The sequence below is a fragment of the Pedobacter sp. NO84 genome (genome assembly GCF_059703915.1).
Map to the genome: position 1 here is coordinate 3734370 of NZ_AP046575.1, position 18018 is coordinate 3752387.

Genomic DNA, 18018 nt, shown 5'->3' on the forward strand with positions numbered 1-18018 from the left:
CATTGATTTCCTAAATAAGACATGCCAATAGTTTTTAACAAAAAAATTAATGATCACTCCGTACTTGCGGTATGGAAAATTGAAGAAACCGAAGCACAACTGCTTGCGGGCTTACAGCTTAAACAGCATGAACTTGATGTAATCGCCTCGTTAAGCAATGGAAAAAGAGCCTTACATTGGTTGAGCACCAGGTTATTACTCCGTACAATGTTAAATACTGCAGACTATATAGACTGTCAGATGGATGAACACGGCAAACCATACCTCGTTAATTCTGATACCCATATTTCATTTAGCCATTCATATGATTATGCCGCCGTAATTACCAGTAAAGATAAAAAGGTTGGAATAGATATCGAATTGATAAAGATGAAAATCAAAAGCATCAAGCATAAGTTCTTATCTGATGTAGAATTGGCGCAGAAACAGATCGGAGATAATATCAACGGGTTGTACGTAAGTTGGTGTGCAAAGGAGGCGATTTACAAGTGGCATGGTAAAAAAGGACTGGAGTTTAAACAGCACATCCATATCAAGCCCTTTAAACTAAAGGAAGAAGGCTCATTAAGTGCGCTAGTAGAACTACCGGAAGGCACCAAAGAACTTGAGGTTAACTATTTTAAAACCAAAGATGGCTATATGTTGGGATATGTTGTTAGTTAACAGTTTACAATAAACAGTTTCCAGTTTAGCTCAATTTTAAATGTCAAATCAACATGAACGATGTAAGGGATAATTCTCCAAGGGATTTCGGGGTCAAGGTTGCATTTATGGATTGGGGTTTGACGGATTATAAACAAGCATGGACCCAACAGGAGTTGATCTTTGATCAGACTGTAGCCCTAAAAACTAAAAACCGAACAGAAGGCAGCCATATAGCTACCCCTAATTTTCTTGTTTTTTGCGAACATCCGCATGTATATACCCTGGGTAAGAGTGGCCATCCAGAAAATCTGCTACTGGATGAGCAGGGATTGATCGAAAAGCATGCAACCTATTATAAAATTAACCGTGGAGGTGATATTACCTACCATGGCCCTGGTCAAATTGTGGGTTATCCCATATTGGATCTAGATCATTTTTTTACGGATATCCATTTGTATCTGCGAACCCTCGAAGAAGCTGTTATCTTAACCTTGGCCGATTATGGAATTACAGCAGGAAGATATCCGGGATATACAGGAGTTTGGCTCGACGCCGATAATGATAAGGCTCGTAAGATTTGTGCCTTAGGTGTTCGGTGCAGCCGGTGGGTAACTATGCATGGATTTGCATTTAACGTAAATACAGACTTGGCATACTTTAAAAACATTGTGCCCTGTGGTATTGATGATAAGGATGTTACTTCTATGCAAAGAGAATTAGGACGGATCTTGGATATGGAGGAAGTAAAAGGGAGGTTGAAAAATCATATCGCTAATCTGTTTAAGATGGAACTGGTGTAGGGTCCGCCTTGACATAGACAATCCCCAATTAATCACTTGCCTTAAAAATTTTTAGCCACAGATTTAAGATGATTAATCCTTTTAACCTGTGGCTAGTTAATTACTAACCTATTGGGGTAATCAGCTTATAGTCAATTATTAACGTAAATAATTTGATATGCGTTTTGTTTTTTTGAGATAACTGTTATCTTTAACATAAACTTAAACTAAACAAACTCTCATGGACTATTCTTCAAATTATGACGCGGGTGCTGCTGGCATTTTTGCGGGCATCAGCATCGTGTTTATCCTTATTTATTGCGCTATTCTTGTATTAGTGGTCGTTTCTATGTGGAAAGTATTTGAAAAAGCGGGCAAACCTGGTTGGGCTGCAATTATTCCGATTTATAATACCTACATTATGATTGAAATTACAGGAAAACCCACAATTTGGCTTTTATGGTGTTTATTACCCTGCGTTAATTTTATATTTGTAATATGGTTGCATAATTTAATGAGTAAAAGCTTTGGCAAAGATGAAGGATTTACAGTAGGTCTACTCCTTTTACCATTCGTTTTCTGGCCAATTTTGGCTTTTGGCAATTCGAAGTATTTAGGCCCGTCAGCCGCAGAAGCTCAAAGCTTTAACAATCCTTTTGGTCCAAATAACCCTTTCAATCAACCCCCACCACCACAAGCTTAATTCCTTTGCTCTACTTATTAATTTATATTCAATCCGTTTTGTCTTTTATTTTAGGCAAAGCGGATTCGTTTCTAATTCCTTGCCCTTTCAAATATCTTACCCATTTGGATTGCCCGGGGTGTGGTTTCCAGCGGGCGGTTATTGCGCTTTTTCATGGAGATCTTTATCAAAGCTTTTTGCTTTATCCTCCGGCAATACCCTTTCTGATCAGTGCTGGCATGGGTGTATCGGCCACTTTTTTTAAATGGGAAACCGAGTCGAAATTTTTGAAAATCTGTTACTTTACAACAGGGGCTATCGTGGTAATTAATTATGGTTATAAAATTTTAACTCATCAATTGCATTAAGGGCAAAAAACCGCGTCTCATCTTATCTCGTAAATTGAGGATGAAACTTCATACCATTATCTTGTCAATTTGCTTATTATTGGCTTGTAAAAAACCAATAGACAATAGCATGGATTCATTGCCAAAAACGGACGAAAAAACATTTACGTACCTCGCCCTGGGCGATTCGTACACGATTGGGGAATCAGTAAGTTCGCAAGAGTGTTTCCCTCATCAACTTGTTAAACAATTGAATGGCCTTGGATTGAAGTTTTCTTCGCCGCCTAAAATTATTGCCAAAACTGGCTGGACCACGGGCGAGCTGCTATATGCGGTCAAGGCAGACAATGGTCTTCCAGCTCAGTATGATATCGTTACATTGTTGATCGGTGTAAACAACCAATATCGAGGGAATTCGATAAACGAATATCGGAAGGAATTTACCGAATTGTTGCAAACCGCGATCAGCTTTGCGGGCAGTAATAAAAAACATGTTTTTGTGGTTTCTATCCCCGATTGGGGTGTAACGCCCTTTGGCCAGTCAAGCGGCAGGGATCCAATGGTAATCGCAAACGAAATAGATGATTTTAATGCTGTAAACAGAGAAATTACGTTGGCAATGGGAATCAGTTATACCGACATTACCCCAGGCTCTAGATTAGCGGCAACCGACGCATCGTTGATTGCAAACGATGGCTTACATCCCTCTGGGAAGATGTATGTCCAATGGGCGGCATTGGTAGCACCAAAAGTAGTTGCCGGGATGAACTAAATCAAATGTCACCCTGAGCGGAGTCGAAGGGCCGTATATTTATGTACGCCCGAAGATTTGCTGATGTCTTCGACTACGCTCAGACTGACAGCCATAATTAATTCCTTGAGGTGATCTGATTATAATCCATTACCACTGTCTTCAAGAAATCGAGTTCATTCATTCCAGTGGGGATGGTTATACCTAAATGACCAGCTACCCTCCCAGCCATATGATAAATCAAATCATGTTTATAGGTTTTATAATAAGTGCGTAAAACTTCATGAATAAGTTCGATATCTTGATCAGACATCTTGTTTACATTATCAAAAACAGGAACATATTCATCTTCCACTGGATGGAAAGCAATATGCTGGAACTTAGTTCTAGGTACAGTTTTAATTAACGTTGTTCCGGCTACAAGGTCTCCAATCCGCTGTTTGTTATCGGTAACCGCGACCGCTACAAATCCTCCCACACCTGCTGTTAAGGGCGAAAAATCAACAATCCTAAAGACCCACCTGATAAAATATTGTCCTAAAGAAGGTTGTGCGCCATCAAGGCTGATGACTTTAATCTTTAGAATCCTTTTCCCCACACTTTGACCGTTCATGAAGATTTCGCATAGCAGATCATAAAAAACAAATCCGCCTCCATAAATCACCACTGCGGCAACAATGAGCACAATCCTGGATTCTGCCAAGCCAGTTAAAATTAAAATGAACCCCACTACAAAGCTAAAAACAATAACTAGCCCCAAGTCTATTACTCTTGCTGCGGTACGTTCGCCAAGTCCTGCCACAGGATAATCTATATCTATGTGCTGACTGGTATTTACTTTAACTGTTTCCATCTCATCCAAATATAATAGGGTTTTTTATTTTTTATTGACTAATTGAAATTTTGTTTTATTTTAACGAAATATTAATCCCGAATTGGTTTATGAGAGAGGCGCTGTTTGTAAAACAGAATTCAGAGAAATGGAAGAGCTATGAAGCTAGTGCCACTGGCAGTCCTACTGGAGAACCAGGGAATCCGGATGAGCTTGGACATCGCTTTATCGATATTACCAACGATCTGGCCTACGCTAAAACATTTTACCCAAAATCTCAAACAACTGCTTATTTAAATGGCATTGCTTCATTATTGCACCAGGCCATCTATAAAAACAAAAAGGAAGAAAAAGGACGGTTCATTCGTTTTTGGAAATATGAATTGCCATTGCTTTTTTATAAATACAGGAAACAGCTTTTATATTCCCTAATTTTCTTTGTTATTTCGGCAACCATTGGCGCCTTATCGGCCAAATATGACGATACCTTTCTGCGGTTAATTTTAGGCGATAGCTATGTAAACAGCACCAATGAGAATATTGCAAAAGGTGATCCATTCGGGGTGTATAAGAAACAGGGAGAATTCTCCATGTTCTTTTTTATTGCTACCAATAATATCAAGGTTACATTATTAACAGTGATCAGTGGTGTACTGCTCGCTATCCCTCCAGTATTTATTATGCTCAGAAATGGCATTATGTTGGGAGCTTTCGAATATTATTTTTTTAGCAAAGGTTTGGGAGCCCAGTCTATCTTAGTGATCTGGATCCACGGTACGCTAGAAATCCTTTCGATTATCGTGGCTGGGGGTGCAGGTCTGGCTCTGGGACACGGTTTGTTGTTTCCGAAAACGTATACACGCAAGGTTGCCTTTAAAAATAGTGCAAAAGACGCTTCAAAAATAGCCCTTGGTCTTGTGCCCATTATTTTGTTGGCCGCATTTTTCGAAAGTTTTATTACGAGGCATACCGATATGCCCATTTGGTTAAGTATTTCCATCTTGGTAAGTTCCCTGGTTTTTATGGTATGGTATGTTATCCTTTATCCAATAATTTTATTTAAACGCAGCACTACGCCTCATTATGAAAGAAAGAATTGAATTTAAAAAAATCCGGGATTTTGGAGAAATTATTGGGGATACCATGCTCTTTATTAAGCAAAATTTTAAACCTTTATTAAAAGCATTTTTCTCTTTTTGCGGAATTTTTATTTTGGGAGCGATGATTAGCCAAATTATGGCCCAATTACAAATGTCAACTTTTTTTGAAGATGTGGGCAATAGAAGAATAGCAGGCTCATATAGTAATTCGCCCTTTAACATGTTTTATAATTTCAGTTTTAATTATGCACTACTCATACTGTTTGTAATGCTTAATTATACGGCTATGTATGTTACAGTGCTAAGCTATATCTCTATTTATACCCAGAAAGGGAATATTGCCCCTACATTACCAGAAGTGTGGTCGTATTTTAAGTTTTACTTTTGGCGTATGCTAGGAAGTGGATTTGTGATGACCCTATTTTTAATGCTATGCTTTGTGTTGTGTTTTTTTCCAGGAGTTTATGTTTTCCCTGCAGTATCATTGTTCTATCCGATAATGATTTTGGAAAATGCAAGCCTAAGTTATTCCTTTGATCGTTCGTTTAATTTACTGAAGAATGAATGGTGGATTACTGCGGCTACTTTTTTGGTAATTTGGTTAATCACCTATGCCTGTACCTTGGTAATCCAGATTCCTGCAGTAATTATTGCAATGGCTATTTCTCTGACGCACTTGGAACAGCCCATCTCTAAAGGGTATGTAATCGTCACCTCTATTTCACAGTACGTTTCCCAAATATTCATGATCATTCCGATTATTTGCGCAACATTCATCTATTTTAATTTGGTTGAACGTAAAGAGAGCGTTGGTTTGCTTTCAAGAATTGATGGTTTGGGGCAGAATGCTTCAGCTCCGCCAACAGAGAACATACCCGAAGAATATTAATATGCGCTTTTTGCTGGTTTTTTTAATGTTTTTTAGCTGTACAACTGCTGTGCACGCAACTGCTGTACATCAGCCAGTGTCAAAGGTGGCGAAAACGAAAAAACGAGTGGTTTTACAATTGGATAGTAGCAAAGTTGAACTGAGGAAATTTAATGAACAGGCAATAAACGCATACAGCAAGCAAAAAGAATTTATATATGATGATGTAGCTCCAAAAGGGCTAAGCTGGTGGGGCCGGTTTTGGAGATGGGTGTGGCACATCATCGATAAAATTTTTAGTGGGGGAGGTAAATCTGCCACTGGAATGAGCAAAGTTTTATTTGTTTTCTTGAAGTGGTTTCTGATTGTTGTGCTGATTGGCCTTGTTTCTTTTATCGTAATTAAAATAATTGGATTGGATTTGAGGTTGCTTGCCAGAAAATCAAAATCAATAGAGGTTCCTTACGAAGAAAGTTTAGAAAATATTCACGAAATTAATTTCGATGAACAACTCGCTAATGCGCTCCAAAACTCCAACTATCGGTTAGCGGTGAGATTGTTATACTTAAAAACCTTGAAGAAGCTGAGCGATACCCAGTTTATCGATTGGCAGATGGAAAAAACCAATCAGGCTTATGTTTTAGAAATAGAAAACCAAGAAATCCAACGAGAATTTGCCAAGCTTACCAACCAGTTTGAATATATCTGGTATGGCGAGTTCTTTATTGATAAAAGCAGTTTTGAAGTAGTTAACGAATCATTTTTAAAATTTAACCAACAAACGAGATGAGCGGCTTCAAAAAATATCTAATTTTTGGTAGCCTTCTTATGATCGGTTATTTCCTGTTGCAATACTTTAAGCCCAAACCAACCAATTGGGCTCCCACTTATCTTTCTGAAGACAAAATCCCTTTTGGAACATACATTTTACGTCAGCGAATTCATGATATTTTCCCCGGTACTAAAATAAAAACGGTTCAAAATCCGATTTACAACACGTTAAAAGAAAAAGCAAAGGGAGCTTCTAATCTATTTATCATTGGCTCTAACTTAAAAATAGATAAGCTTGATTACCGCGAAATGGTAAGCTATATGAGAGGAGGAGGAAATATTTTTTTAGCTGCATACCAAATTCAGGGCGTGTTGCTCGATACACTTAAACTAAATATCGCATCTGATTTTACTTTTGGGAATAGACGTAACTACCCTATCAACTTTGTTAACCCGGTATTAAAAAGAGAGTTAGATTATTATTTCGACAAAGGAATTAGTGAACAGTATTTTAATGTGACCAACGACAAAGCGATAGTTTTAGGAAAATTAGATAATGATCGCGTGAATTTCATACAATACCGGTATGGAAAAGGGTCGTTATTTATTCTGCCAAACCCTCAGTTATTAACCAACTACAGCTTGTTAAGGGAAGATGGACAAGATTATGCATCCAAAGCCCTTTCTTATCTGCCTAAGGCAGAAACTTTAATCTGGGATGAACATTTTACAAGACCGGATACACAAAATAAATCTGTATTGAGGGTTTTCTTTCACTACGACCAATTGCGCTGGGCCTACTACATATCACTATTTGCTTTGTGTGTTTTTGTACTTTTTGAGATGAAAAGAAGACAACGCATCATTCCGGTAATCAATGCGCTAAAAAATACATCGGTAGAATTTGTTCAAGTGGTAGGTAGGGTATATTATCAACAACGCAACAACAGGGACATTGCCGAGAAAAAGGTGACGTATCTCTTTGAATATATCAGAAATAAGTACAGGATAAAAACAACAGAACTTAATCAGGAATTTAAGGAATCGCTAATCAGAATTTCAAGTGTTAAACCAGAGGTGATAGAAGAACTTTTTGTAGAGATAACCTATCTTAAAGGAGGTTATCAGGTAACTGATAAGCAACTGATTAGCCTTAATAAAATAATTGAACAATTTTATAAACAAGACCAATAACTATGGAACAGGAAATGTTTAACCAAAGAACAGATTTAAGCCAGTTAAGCGCTGCAGTAGATCAGATCCGACAATCCCTTGGAAAGATCATTGTTGGCCAAAAAGATACCATCGATCTCTTGATCGCCGGTTTATTGGCCGATGGGCATCTTTTATTGGAAGGGGTACCAGGGGTTGCCAAAACCTTGAGTGCCAAATTAGTAGCCAAATGCATCTCGGCTAAATTTTCTCGAATTCAGTTTACACCCGATCTAATGCCTTCTGATGTATTAGGTACGGCAGTTTTTAGTCCCAAAACAGCAGAATTCCAATTTCGTCAAGGCCCCATTTTTGGCAATATTATTTTGGTTGACGAAATTAACCGAGCTCCCGCAAAAACTCAATCAGCCCTTTTTGAAGCGATGGAAGAACGGCAGATTACCGTTGATGGCAGCACTTATCTTTTGGAAGAACCATTTATGGTGTTGGCCACTCAAAATCCTATCGAGCAAGAAGGAACATATCGGTTACCAGAAGCACAGCTTGATCGTTTTTTGTTTAAGATCGAGGTTAAATATCCAAGCTTGGAGGAAGAAATAGAGATCTTAACCAATCAGCACCAGCTAAAGACAGTTGATCAGCTTAATGAGGTCAAACCTGTACTTTCTACTGATCAGGTGAAATCATTGAGGGCAACCATTAAATCATTGGTTGTTGAACCCAAATTATTGGCTTATGCAGCGCAGATTACCCACGAAACCCGGAACAATAAATCGCTATACCTTGGCGCCTCACCTCGGGCATCACTGGCAATGATAAATGGCGCTAAGGCCATAGCTGCAATGGCTGGGCGTGATTTTGTAACACCAGATGATATTGTGAAAGTAGCCGCGCCAGTTTTAGCACACCGCATTATGCTAAGCCCAGAAAAAGAAATGGAAGGCCTAACCACTGCTGATGTGGTAGGGCAGATTATTAAGAAAATTGAGGTGCCGAGGTAGCATGGAGCATGGAGTTTGGAGTTTTGAGCAGGGAGCATGGAGCATAGCGCTGGAAGAGATTAATCCCTGCCTGCCGGCAGGCAGGGGTGTAATCCTTTAATCGGTGCAATCAACCACAACGTGAAAATTAGTTTAAATCATCGGAGCAATCATAAAAGTGAAATCATTCTTTAGAAACTACTATACGGATCTGTTTTTGGGCAATCGATTATTCATCGCCCTTGGCTGCTGTGTTGCCTTATTTTTGTTTTCTTTCTTTATTCCAATCTTAAAACAGTTACCTTATTACGTTTTTGGGGTGTTAATGGTTCTGGTAGGGGTTGATCTAGTTTTGCTTTATCGTACGCAAAGAGGAGTTTTTTTACGCAGGGAAGTCCCAGACAGATTAAGTAATGGTGATGAAAACGAATTAACAATCTATCTCGAGAATTTTTATAGTTTTCCGGTAAAGATTGGCATCATTGACGAGATTCCTTTTCAGTTCCAAAAGCGAGATCTATGGTTTAAGACCTCTCTATCGCCCCGCGAACAAAAGGCAATCAGTTATTTTTTGCGCCCAACAAAACGTGGTGAATATGATTTTGGGCTAACACGTTTATATGTTTCATCGCCTTTGGGCCTACTTAGCCGCCGATTTAATGTTGTAGGAGATAAAATAATTCCCGTTTACCCCTCTTTTCTAAAGTTAAGGCAATATGAATTGATGGCCATATCCAATCGCTTAACCGATATCGGGATAAAAAAAATGCGAAGAATTGGCCATAGCCTGGAATTTGACCAAGTGAAAACCTATGTGGCGGGCGATGATTACCGAACCGTAAACTGGAAGGCGACCGCTCGAAAAGGTGATCTGATGGTAAACTCCTATACCGATGAAAAAGCACAGCACATCTATTGTGTAATTGATAAATCGAGAGCCATGAAAATGCCATTTGAAGGCTTGAGCCTACTTGATTATGCCATTAATGCCACCCTCATTTTGAGCAGTGTAGCCTTAGTTAAACAAGATAAGGCTGGCCTGATTACCGTTGCCGAAAAAACAGGGAGTGTGGTGCCTGCCGATCGACGGCCAATGCAACTGAATAAAATTATGGAAGTGTTGTACAAAGAGAAAACCCGGTATCTGGAAACGGATATGGAGGCTCTGTACATCAGTGTTAGAGCAACCTTAAAACAACGAAGCTTAGTTGTATTTTTTACTAATTTCGAAAGCATGAGCGCCCTCGAAAGGCAATTGCCTTTTCTCAAAAGAATTGCAAAATTCCACTTGCTTCTCGTTGTATTTTTTGAAAATACCACCTTAAAAACCCTGAGTGAAGAACCAGCTCAGGATGTAGAAGGTATTTACATTAAAACCATTGCCGAAAAATTTGCTTTTGAAAAGAAATTGATAGTAAAAGAATTAACCAAACATGGGATCCTAAGCTTGTTAACCCCTCCGCAAAAACTAACGGTAAACGTTGTGAACAGGTATCTGGCCATAAAAGCTAAACAACAGATCTAATTTCTGAATCTTATATTTGCTTAAAAAAATGCGATGTCCAATTTTTTGCTTATCCTAATCTGCATTACTGCAGGTATATTTTTCCGAAAGTCTGGGTCGTTACCAAAGGATGCACATAAAGGCATTAATACGTGGATTATCAACATTGCACTGCCAGCAGTTTCTTTTAAATATCTTCCCCACATTGAATTTACCTCCAATTTATTGCTGCCTATTTTCGCGCCGATTATCATTTGGGTTTTTGGATGGGTATACTTTACCATTTATGCCGCTAGAGATCCTAAGATTAGCAAGGCAACGCTGGGCGGATTAAAACTAACCGGATTACTAAGCAATACATCCTTTGTTGGCTTTGCCCTGATTACCGCTTATTTTAGTGAAAAGGAAATCGGTATTGCCATTATCTGCGATCAGATTACTTTTGCACTATTATCTACTATTGGTATTACTGTAGCCATTAGATCATCCCAGAACCATATCTTAAATCCAACTACACTAATTAAGAAAGTGGTTAGCTTCCCCCCAATCTGGGGTTTTGTTTTGGCATTAACACTGCCCCATTATATTGATATGTCGCCTTTAACTATCCTATTTGATAAATTGGCATCTACTGTAGGGCCACTGGCACTCTTTTCTGTCGGATTGCAACTGAGATTTGGGGGATGGCTAAGCGAAGTGAAACACATCAGCTTTGCTTTGATCTATAAGTTAATGTTGGCTCCGTTAATCGTTTCCATTTTTGCTATCGCTTTCGGACAAAAAGGGACGATCCCTAAAATCGCCATATTTGAAGCAGCCATGCCTACCTTAGTAACTGCCGGTATTGTAGCAGATCAGTACAACCTTAACCCAAAACTTTCTAATCTAATAGTAGGAGTTGGGATTGCACTATCATTTATTACCACGGGGATTTGGTGGGTGGTTTTGGAGTATTCGGGTTTCTTTTAATCGTATTGTGTATAGCGTAGTGCGTATTGAGACAAGGAGCAGAGGCAGATCGCAAATCAATTTACCACCTACACACGATGATAATAAGATTTTTCGGTGCGCTTAAGGGAACAAATTTTGTAAAATTCGTTCGGTCGTTACACTATTTGCATCTTGTCTCACTACGCAATACGCATATCTCACTACGCCTAGCACTCTGGCAAGCTCAACGGGATATTCGTGGCCAAACCACCATCAGATGTTTCTTTGTATTTAGAGTTCATATCCAACGCGGTTTCCCACATGGTGTTTACTACGGCATCCAAACTTACCTTGGCCTTGTCGGGATTGCTTTGTAACGCCAATTGACTTGCGGTTATGGCCTTAATGGCACCCATTGTATTGCGCTCGATGCAGGGAATCTGTACCAAACCGCCTATCGGATCACATGTTAGGCCCAAGTGATGTTCCATTGCAATTTCTGCTGCCATCAACACCTGCCGTTGCGAGCCACCCAATACCTCGGTTAATGCTGCAGCAGCCATGGCAGACGATACGCCAATTTCGGCCTGACATCCGCCCATTGCGGCAGAAATTGTAGCACCCTTCTTAAAAATGCTGCCTACTTCTGAGGCACAGGCAATAAATTGTATAATCTTTTCATCGCTATAGCCATCACAAAAGGCGATGAAATATTGAAGTACTGCCGGAATTACCCCCGCTGCACCGTTTGTAGGTGCGGTAACCACTCGCCCGAAAGCTGCATTTTCTTCATTTACTGCTAAAGCGAAACAGCTTACCCAATCCAAAATATAATTAAAGCCCATGCCGCCATTTCTGATCGCAATAAGCCACGAATCGTAATCGGTATAGGCTTGGCCATTTATTAAACGTTCATTTAATTTCGAAGCTCTTCGCGCCACATCCAATCCGCCGGGTAAAAAACCTCCGGTATGGCAGCCGCGGTAAATACATTCCTTGATCACTTGGAAATGCTGTAAAATTCCTTTCTTGGTGTCAGCTTCTGGCCGCCATGAAGCTTCATTTTCCATCACTACCTCACTTACTTTAAGTCCCGTGGATAGGCACCAATGCAACAGCTCGCTCGCTTTTTCTACTGGAAAGGGAAGGTCTACCTGCTCTTTTTCGCTCCCATTTTCGCCATCTTTTACCACAAAACCTCCTCCAATAGAGTAATATGTTGCTGAAAAAGCTTTTCCGCTAGCTAAAAATGCCTGAAACGTAACCGCATTGGGGTGGAAGGGTAGGCTTTCGGTAAATAGGAAGATGAGGTCGTCGTTATATGAAAAGTTAATTTTATGGGCGCCACCTATATTTAACTCTTGGGTTTGCTTTATTTCTTCTACGGTACTGTCGATAGCATTAACATCAAACGTTACTGGATCTCCCCCTGCCAAACCTAGTAAAATGGCAATGTCTGTACCATGACCTCTCCCGGTTTTTGCCAATGAACCATACAACAAAATTTTAACCTGTACTACTTCGGCTAATAGATCTTGTTTTTGTAAGGATGCGGTAAACTGTTGGGCAGCCCTCCATGGCCCCAAGGTATGGGAACTCGAGGGACCTATCCCTATCTTAAAAATATCAAAAACCGAAATTTGTTCATTTGGCATGTACAAATTTACAATAGTTTTCATCTAACTAATATAAAGTCTTTCAGATATTCGATAATCAACTATATTTAATATAAATAAAATTTATGAAGAAGAGCATCGTGTTAACAGTGTTATTGTTTGCATTTTTTACGGTAAATGCCCAAAAAAAGAAACAAAATATCTACCTAATAGATAAAAAAGGGCTAATAGCGAAGACCAAAGATAGCGCTGAATTTATTCGGATTATACAGGAACCTGATTCTGGTGAAACCAATTTTGTACTGTATGAATTTTACATGGACGATAAGAGGAAAAAACTCGGCAAAGTTTCGTCATTTGACCCCTATTTGGTTTTTGAGGGGAATGTGATTTCCTATGATCGCAATGGAGTAAAGACGAGTGCCGTCAATTATAAAAATGGCGCAAGAAGTGGTGCAGCCTATTATTACTATACTAATGGTAAGATGAAAAAACAGGCTATTTATACCTCTGAAAAATTAAAGAGCGATAAAGAAAAAGTAATTTATCTGGCTGATTCTTTAGGTAACGTGATGGTGAAGGAGGGTAACGGGCATTGGATAGAAAAATCTATGGTTGGGAAATCACAATTGATCGAAGAAGGAGATTACAAAGATGGTTTTAAGGATGGGTTATGGAAGGGACAATATGTTGGCGACAAAAAAGAATATATTGATACGTTTGCAATGGGTAAATTCATTTCAGGTGAGACTATTGTAGACGGCCAGAAATATACTTATACAGAAATTGAACAACCGCCAGTATTTAAACGTGGACCAGCTGATTGGCTAGATTTTGTAGCTAGGAATACAAAGTATCCTGTACAGGCATTTCAGAACGACATCACCGGAACAGTTTATACAAGTTTTACTATTGAAAAAGATGGAAGCATTTCTGAAATCAAAATAGATAAATCTGTACATCCCATTCTAGATGAAGAAGCAAAAAGGATGATAGGGAGTGCGCCAAAATGGACGCCTGGCAAACTAAGAGGAGTTCCTGTAAGAGTAAAGTTTACACAAAAGGTATCCTTTAAAACAAATTACTAACAACAAATAATGTTCACTAAAAATACGTGATGCCGAGAGCGATCCTACTCTTTTTTCTTTCGTTTGCTTCATTTTATGGCATGTCTCAAACTTATCAGGCACCTGCCGATGCAAAGGTTGTAGCCAATTTAAACCGTTGGAGCGAGAAAAAATTTGGTCTCTTTATGCATTGGGGCCTTTATAGTATTCCGGGTATTGTAGAATCATGGAGTATCAATTCTGAAGATGCGTCATGGATCCCCAGAGATAGTACCCAGAACTATGAAGAATACAAAAAATGGTATTTCGATCTTAATAAGCAGTTTAATCCCATAAATTTCAACCCTACGGTATGGGCAAGCTATGCGAAGAAGGCCGGGATGCAATATGTAGTTTTTACCACTAAACACCATGATGGTTTTGCTATGTTTGATACCCAGCAAAGCGATTATAAGGTTACCGGGAAAGACGTTCCCTTTGCCACTAACCCAAAGGCCAATATTACAAAAGAGGTTTTTACAGCTTTCAGAAGTGAGGGCTTTATGATTGGCGCCTATTTTTCTAAGCCCGATTGGCACAACGAAAATTATTGGTGGCCACGATATGCTACGCCCGATCGGAATAACAATTATGATATCAGGTTGCACCCCGAACGCTGGAACGCTTTTAAGCAGTTTACGCATAATCAACTAGCAGAGCTGATGACCAACTACGGTAAAATTGATATTTTATGGCTCGACGGAGGTTGGGTTAGGCCAAAGACAACAGTTAACGCTGAAGTAATCTCTTGGGGAGCCCCCATCCCGGCATGGGACCAAGACATAGACATGCCGGGTATCGCCAAAATGGCAAGGTCAAAACAACCCGGTTTAATTATGGTTGATAGAACGGTTCATGGCGAATACGAAAACTATCAAACCCCAGAACAAAAAATCCCCGAAAAACCTCTAGACTATCCTTGGGAAACCTGCATGACCATGGGAAACGCATGGGGATATGTGCCAAATGATACGTATAAAAGCACCAACACCCTTGTCCATTTATTGGTTGAAATTGTGGCGAAAGGTGGAAATTTCCTGTTGGATATTGGTCCTAAACCTGACGGCACTTTTCCACAGGCCGCAATACATCGGTTAACAGAAATAGGCCAATGGATGGATCTTAATAACACCGCCATTTACGCATCCCATCCTATAGCACCTTATAAAACAGGGAATGTTTGCTTTACCCAAGGGAAGGATGGAAATGTATATGCGCTGTATTTGATAGATGAAAATGAAGTCTTGCCCAAAACAATCACAATTAAATCGGCACCAAAACTACCAAAGGAAATCATCTTGTTAGGAATAAAAGGTGCTGTTAAATGGAGAAAGATGGGGGGTGATTTGGAGATTGTTCCTCCAGCAGGAGCGAAGGCGTTGAAGCATGCATTGGTGTTTAAGTTTTGATCAGCTGCAGAATAACTTTATTGATCCTCACCACCTTAGGCACCTTAGAAACCTTAGCGCGTGATGAATTAACTAACTTAGGTGCCTAAGGTGGTGAAAAAATAGAAATCTGTGCATCTGTGGAGTATGCTATTTAATCTTTCCTATCAATCAATAACCCCATCACCTCTATAGTTTTAGCCTGCGCAGCTATCGTTTTTTCTTGGGCAATGATCACTTCTTTTAAGCGTTCAATTTCTTCCTGTTGCCTAGCGTTTAGGCCATAATCTTGCTCTGCATCTTCGGCTGTTAAGGGTCCGGTTTCTTCTAGGTTAATGTAGTTTTTGGTAGGATTTCCGGTGCCATTCAGAAGCCAATTAGGATTAAGTTCGTCGCATTTGGTGAGTATTAAATCGAAATTTATAATGTTTCTTGTGTACCAATTAGACAATGTATTGCTTTCAATTCCTAGGAATCTTGCCAAATCAGCTTTCTTTTTTAATTTATAATGTGATTTTATTCTATTTAAAATCAATGACTTATCTGGTTTTCCACCTGAATTGTGTAAAATGTTAATATTATCCTTTGATTTGCTCATCTATTGTGTATACAATTGTTCTGTATTTCTAAATGTAATTAAAAAATGGCAAAGCCAAACAAAAACCGGATTTGTTTGATTTTGTGTTTCAATCTCCGTTGGAAATACACATTCACCTACCTCAATTTTTAATTTATGATTAACGTACCTACCTCAAATTTGATGGACAAAATTTGCCTGTCAAGTTTTATTTACGATCGGATAGAAAATCCGATTGAAACCCTGAGATCATTTTTTGATTACAAGGATCTGCGAGCACACCTAAAATACCTGAAGCTATGGCGAAACGTAGTTGAAACAAATGCTTATTTTGAAATAGATACCCTTAGTAGTCCGATTTTTGAACATAAAATGATTTGTAATATGATCAATGCTGCCTATCTATTGGAGCAGCAACCTGACGAGCAAATTAATCCAATAAAAAATCTGTCGGACAAAGCACAAGAAAGGTATCTAAACCATGAAAGCTTATCGGTAAATTTTTATGCGAAGCATTTAAGTACAGCAGAGCTGATTGACCCGTATGTAGGTCTGCAGAATTCTTTTTCGGCCTTTTCAATTAACGATTATCACCATCAGCTTTATGAATGGCTAAACATTGGTATGAGCCCTAATGTATCCATTGCCGATCTTATGCAAGTTGACAGGGTTTATAGGAATTTACGAAGATTAATAGAGTGCACTTGGTTAATTTATCATCGGCATGTTAATACTGTAGATTTTACGCCAGAAACCCCAATTGGAAATGAAGTGGATAATAATTTGAAATTGCACGAAGAAGAAGCAATAGCCGATGAGGCGCTATCAAGTTTTAGACAATTTTTGAATGTAGTGCCACCTAATCGATTAAATAGTGGTCTAAGAAAAATGTTGATTGACTATCTGTTTTATAACATAGATGGCCTTCCCATAGATTTTGAAGAACTGCTATCTGATTTTTACTGGTTAACCTCATTTTTGGATGATATACAAGGAAAAGAAATAGACGCCAAATTTATGTAACGTTAATCAAGCTTTCTATGGAAAACCTACTTTTAATGCCGCCTGTTGATCAGGCGGCATATGGACATCAAATTCCCTCTTTTCTTGGTACTATGTTGGAGCATTTTGACCAGCTTTATCCTCCATTTGAAATCAGCCACATGGCTGCTTTTTGTGAGTACACACTGGTTTCGATGGAAGGCCTTGTGAACTTAATTAAGCAAGCTATTCCAATCGGGATGATCTACAATTTGAGTAAGAAGAAGAAAGAGATCGACTTGATCATAGTATTGGAAAAAAAGTGTACTAAGCCCTATTCCGAGTTTGAACGTATTATCGAATTATCTATGCTAGGTGTTGAGGGTACGTGTACTATCCATAACTACGGTTTATTAAATGCACAGTTAAGTAAAGGGCATTTGTTTTATACTTCTGCCTGTGTGGCAGAAAATCTGATTTACCTTAAAAACTCAGAAGAGGTTTTTTGCCCTCCAAATGAAGAAAGCATCGCGATAATGAAGGAAGAATCTGCTTTATTATATAATGCAGGTTTACAGAAGGCTTCGAATTTTTTTGATGGAGCAACCTTTTATTTTGAAAAAAGCATGTTCGAAATGACGATGTTTATGCTTCATCAGGCTTGCGAACTTACCTATCGCTGTTTATTAAATGTATTTAGGGGGAAAGATTTGAAGTGCCATTCGCCTGCCATTTTAAGGAAGCATGTAAAACGATTCGCCCCGGCGATTATTGGTACTTTTTCTGAAATGGAAGAAGAAGAATTATATTATCTTCAATTGTTAGAGGATGCCTACATCCAATCCCGTTATGAATTGAATTATTGCATAGACCAAGAAACCGTAGGGTTTTTGATCGAGAGGATGCAAATGTTATTGGAAAAGACCCGAACTATAGGATATGTGTTATTTGACAGTTGATCTCCTTAAGAGCCTGCTATCCCAACTAT

19 protein-coding genes are annotated in these 18018 nt (G+C 38.9%); 16 read left to right on the top strand and 3 right to left on the bottom strand.

What is annotated here, in order from left to right; genetic code table 11:
• Positions 1–21 precede the first annotated feature (21 nt).
• The 5 genes from AC6H0V_RS16500 (at position 22) to AC6H0V_RS16520 (ending at position 3225) form a co-directional block, all read left to right on the top strand.
• Positions 22–663 (top strand): 4'-phosphopantetheinyl transferase family protein, encoded by a 642-nt coding sequence (locus AC6H0V_RS16500; protein ID WP_497561301.1) that lies wholly within the window; start codon positions 22–24, stop codon positions 661–663.
• A 53-nt stretch (positions 664–716) separates the two neighbouring features.
• The gene (lipB, locus tag AC6H0V_RS16505) at positions 717–1445 is read left to right on the top strand and encodes a lipoyl(octanoyl) transferase LipB (protein WP_497561302.1); all 729 of its coding nucleotides are present in this window, start codon (positions 717–719) and stop codon (positions 1443–1445) included.
• 220 nt (positions 1446–1665) lie between these two features.
• Entirely contained in the window at positions 1666–2127 is a 462-nt protein-coding gene (locus tag AC6H0V_RS16510; protein WP_497561303.1) for a DUF5684 domain-containing protein, read from the top strand.
• 38 nt (positions 2128–2165) lie between these two features.
• A complete protein-coding gene (locus AC6H0V_RS16515) occupies positions 2166–2474 on the top strand; it encodes a DUF2752 domain-containing protein (protein WP_497561304.1) in 309 nt (102 codons plus the stop codon).
• Between the two features lie 40 nt (positions 2475–2514).
• A complete protein-coding gene (locus AC6H0V_RS16520) occupies positions 2515–3225 on the top strand; it encodes an SGNH/GDSL hydrolase family protein (protein ID WP_497561305.1) in 711 nt (236 codons plus the stop codon).
• Positions 3226–3322: 97 nt separating this feature from the next.
• Here the strand turns inward: AC6H0V_RS16520 and AC6H0V_RS16525 are convergent, their stop codons facing one another.
• A complete protein-coding gene (locus AC6H0V_RS16525) occupies positions 3323–4057 on the bottom strand; it encodes an RDD family protein (RefSeq protein ID WP_497561306.1) in 735 nt (244 codons plus the stop codon).
• Between the two features lie 89 nt (positions 4058–4146).
• Between AC6H0V_RS16525 and AC6H0V_RS16530 the strand changes: the two genes are divergently transcribed.
• From AC6H0V_RS16530 to AC6H0V_RS16560, 7 genes are all read left to right on the top strand, one after another.
• Positions 4147–5136: a stage II sporulation protein M gene (locus AC6H0V_RS16530; protein WP_497561307.1), complete on the top strand. Its 990-nt coding sequence runs from the start codon at positions 4147–4149 to the stop codon at positions 5134–5136.
• A complete protein-coding gene (locus AC6H0V_RS16535; protein WP_497561308.1) occupies positions 5120–6025 on the top strand; it encodes a hypothetical protein in 906 nt (301 codons plus the stop codon). The genes AC6H0V_RS16530 and AC6H0V_RS16535 overlap by 17 nt, the downstream gene beginning before the upstream one ends.
• A 25-nt stretch (positions 6026–6050) precedes the next feature.
• Complete coding sequence (locus AC6H0V_RS16540) at positions 6051–6794, top strand: hypothetical protein (protein WP_497561309.1); 744 nt, start codon at positions 6051–6053, stop codon at positions 6792–6794.
• Positions 6791–7969 (top strand): DUF4350 domain-containing protein, encoded by a 1179-nt coding sequence (locus AC6H0V_RS16545; protein WP_497561310.1) that lies wholly within the window; start codon positions 6791–6793, stop codon positions 7967–7969. The genes AC6H0V_RS16540 and AC6H0V_RS16545 overlap by 4 nt, the downstream gene beginning before the upstream one ends.
• 2 nt (positions 7970–7971) lie before the next feature.
• Entirely contained in the window at positions 7972–8949 is a 978-nt protein-coding gene (locus AC6H0V_RS16550) for an AAA family ATPase (protein WP_497561311.1), read from the top strand.
• 157 nt (positions 8950–9106) lie between these two features.
• Positions 9107–10453, top strand: a complete 1347-nt coding sequence (locus AC6H0V_RS16555) for a DUF58 domain-containing protein (RefSeq protein ID WP_497561312.1) — start codon at positions 9107–9109, stop codon at positions 10451–10453.
• A gap of 33 nt (positions 10454–10486) precedes the next feature.
• Entirely contained in the window at positions 10487–11401 is a 915-nt protein-coding gene (locus tag AC6H0V_RS16560) for an AEC family transporter (RefSeq protein ID WP_497561313.1), read from the top strand.
• Between the two features lie 188 nt (positions 11402–11589).
• On the opposite strand, the gene AC6H0V_RS16565 is transcribed toward AC6H0V_RS16560, so the two are convergent.
• A complete protein-coding gene (locus AC6H0V_RS16565; RefSeq protein WP_497563389.1) occupies positions 11590–13017 on the bottom strand; it encodes an L-serine ammonia-lyase in 1428 nt (475 codons plus the stop codon).
• Positions 13018–13103: 86 nt separating this feature from the next.
• Between AC6H0V_RS16565 and AC6H0V_RS16570 the strand changes: the two genes are divergently transcribed.
• On the top strand, positions 13104–14066 hold the full coding sequence (locus tag AC6H0V_RS16570; protein ID WP_497561314.1) for a TonB family protein: 963 nt from the start codon (positions 13104–13106) through the stop codon (positions 14064–14066).
• Positions 14067–14095: 29 nt separating this feature from the next.
• On the top strand, positions 14096–15493 hold the full coding sequence (locus AC6H0V_RS16575) for an alpha-L-fucosidase (RefSeq protein ID WP_497561315.1): 1398 nt from the start codon (positions 14096–14098) through the stop codon (positions 15491–15493).
• A gap of 133 nt (positions 15494–15626) precedes the next feature.
• On the opposite strand, the gene AC6H0V_RS16580 is transcribed toward AC6H0V_RS16575, so the two are convergent.
• Complete coding sequence (locus AC6H0V_RS16580; protein ID WP_497561316.1) at positions 15627–16070, bottom strand: helix-turn-helix domain-containing protein; 444 nt, start codon at positions 16068–16070, stop codon at positions 15627–15629.
• A gap of 162 nt (positions 16071–16232) precedes the next feature.
• Between AC6H0V_RS16580 and AC6H0V_RS16585 the strand changes: the two genes are divergently transcribed.
• Both AC6H0V_RS16585 and AC6H0V_RS16590 read left to right on the top strand, forming a co-directional pair.
• A complete protein-coding gene (locus tag AC6H0V_RS16585; protein ID WP_497561317.1) occupies positions 16233–17072 on the top strand; it encodes a hypothetical protein in 840 nt (279 codons plus the stop codon).
• 17 nt (positions 17073–17089) lie between these two features.
• Positions 17090–17989 (top strand): HEPN domain-containing protein, encoded by a 900-nt coding sequence (locus AC6H0V_RS16590; protein WP_497561318.1) that lies wholly within the window; start codon positions 17090–17092, stop codon positions 17987–17989.
• Positions 17990–18018 lie beyond the last annotated feature (29 nt).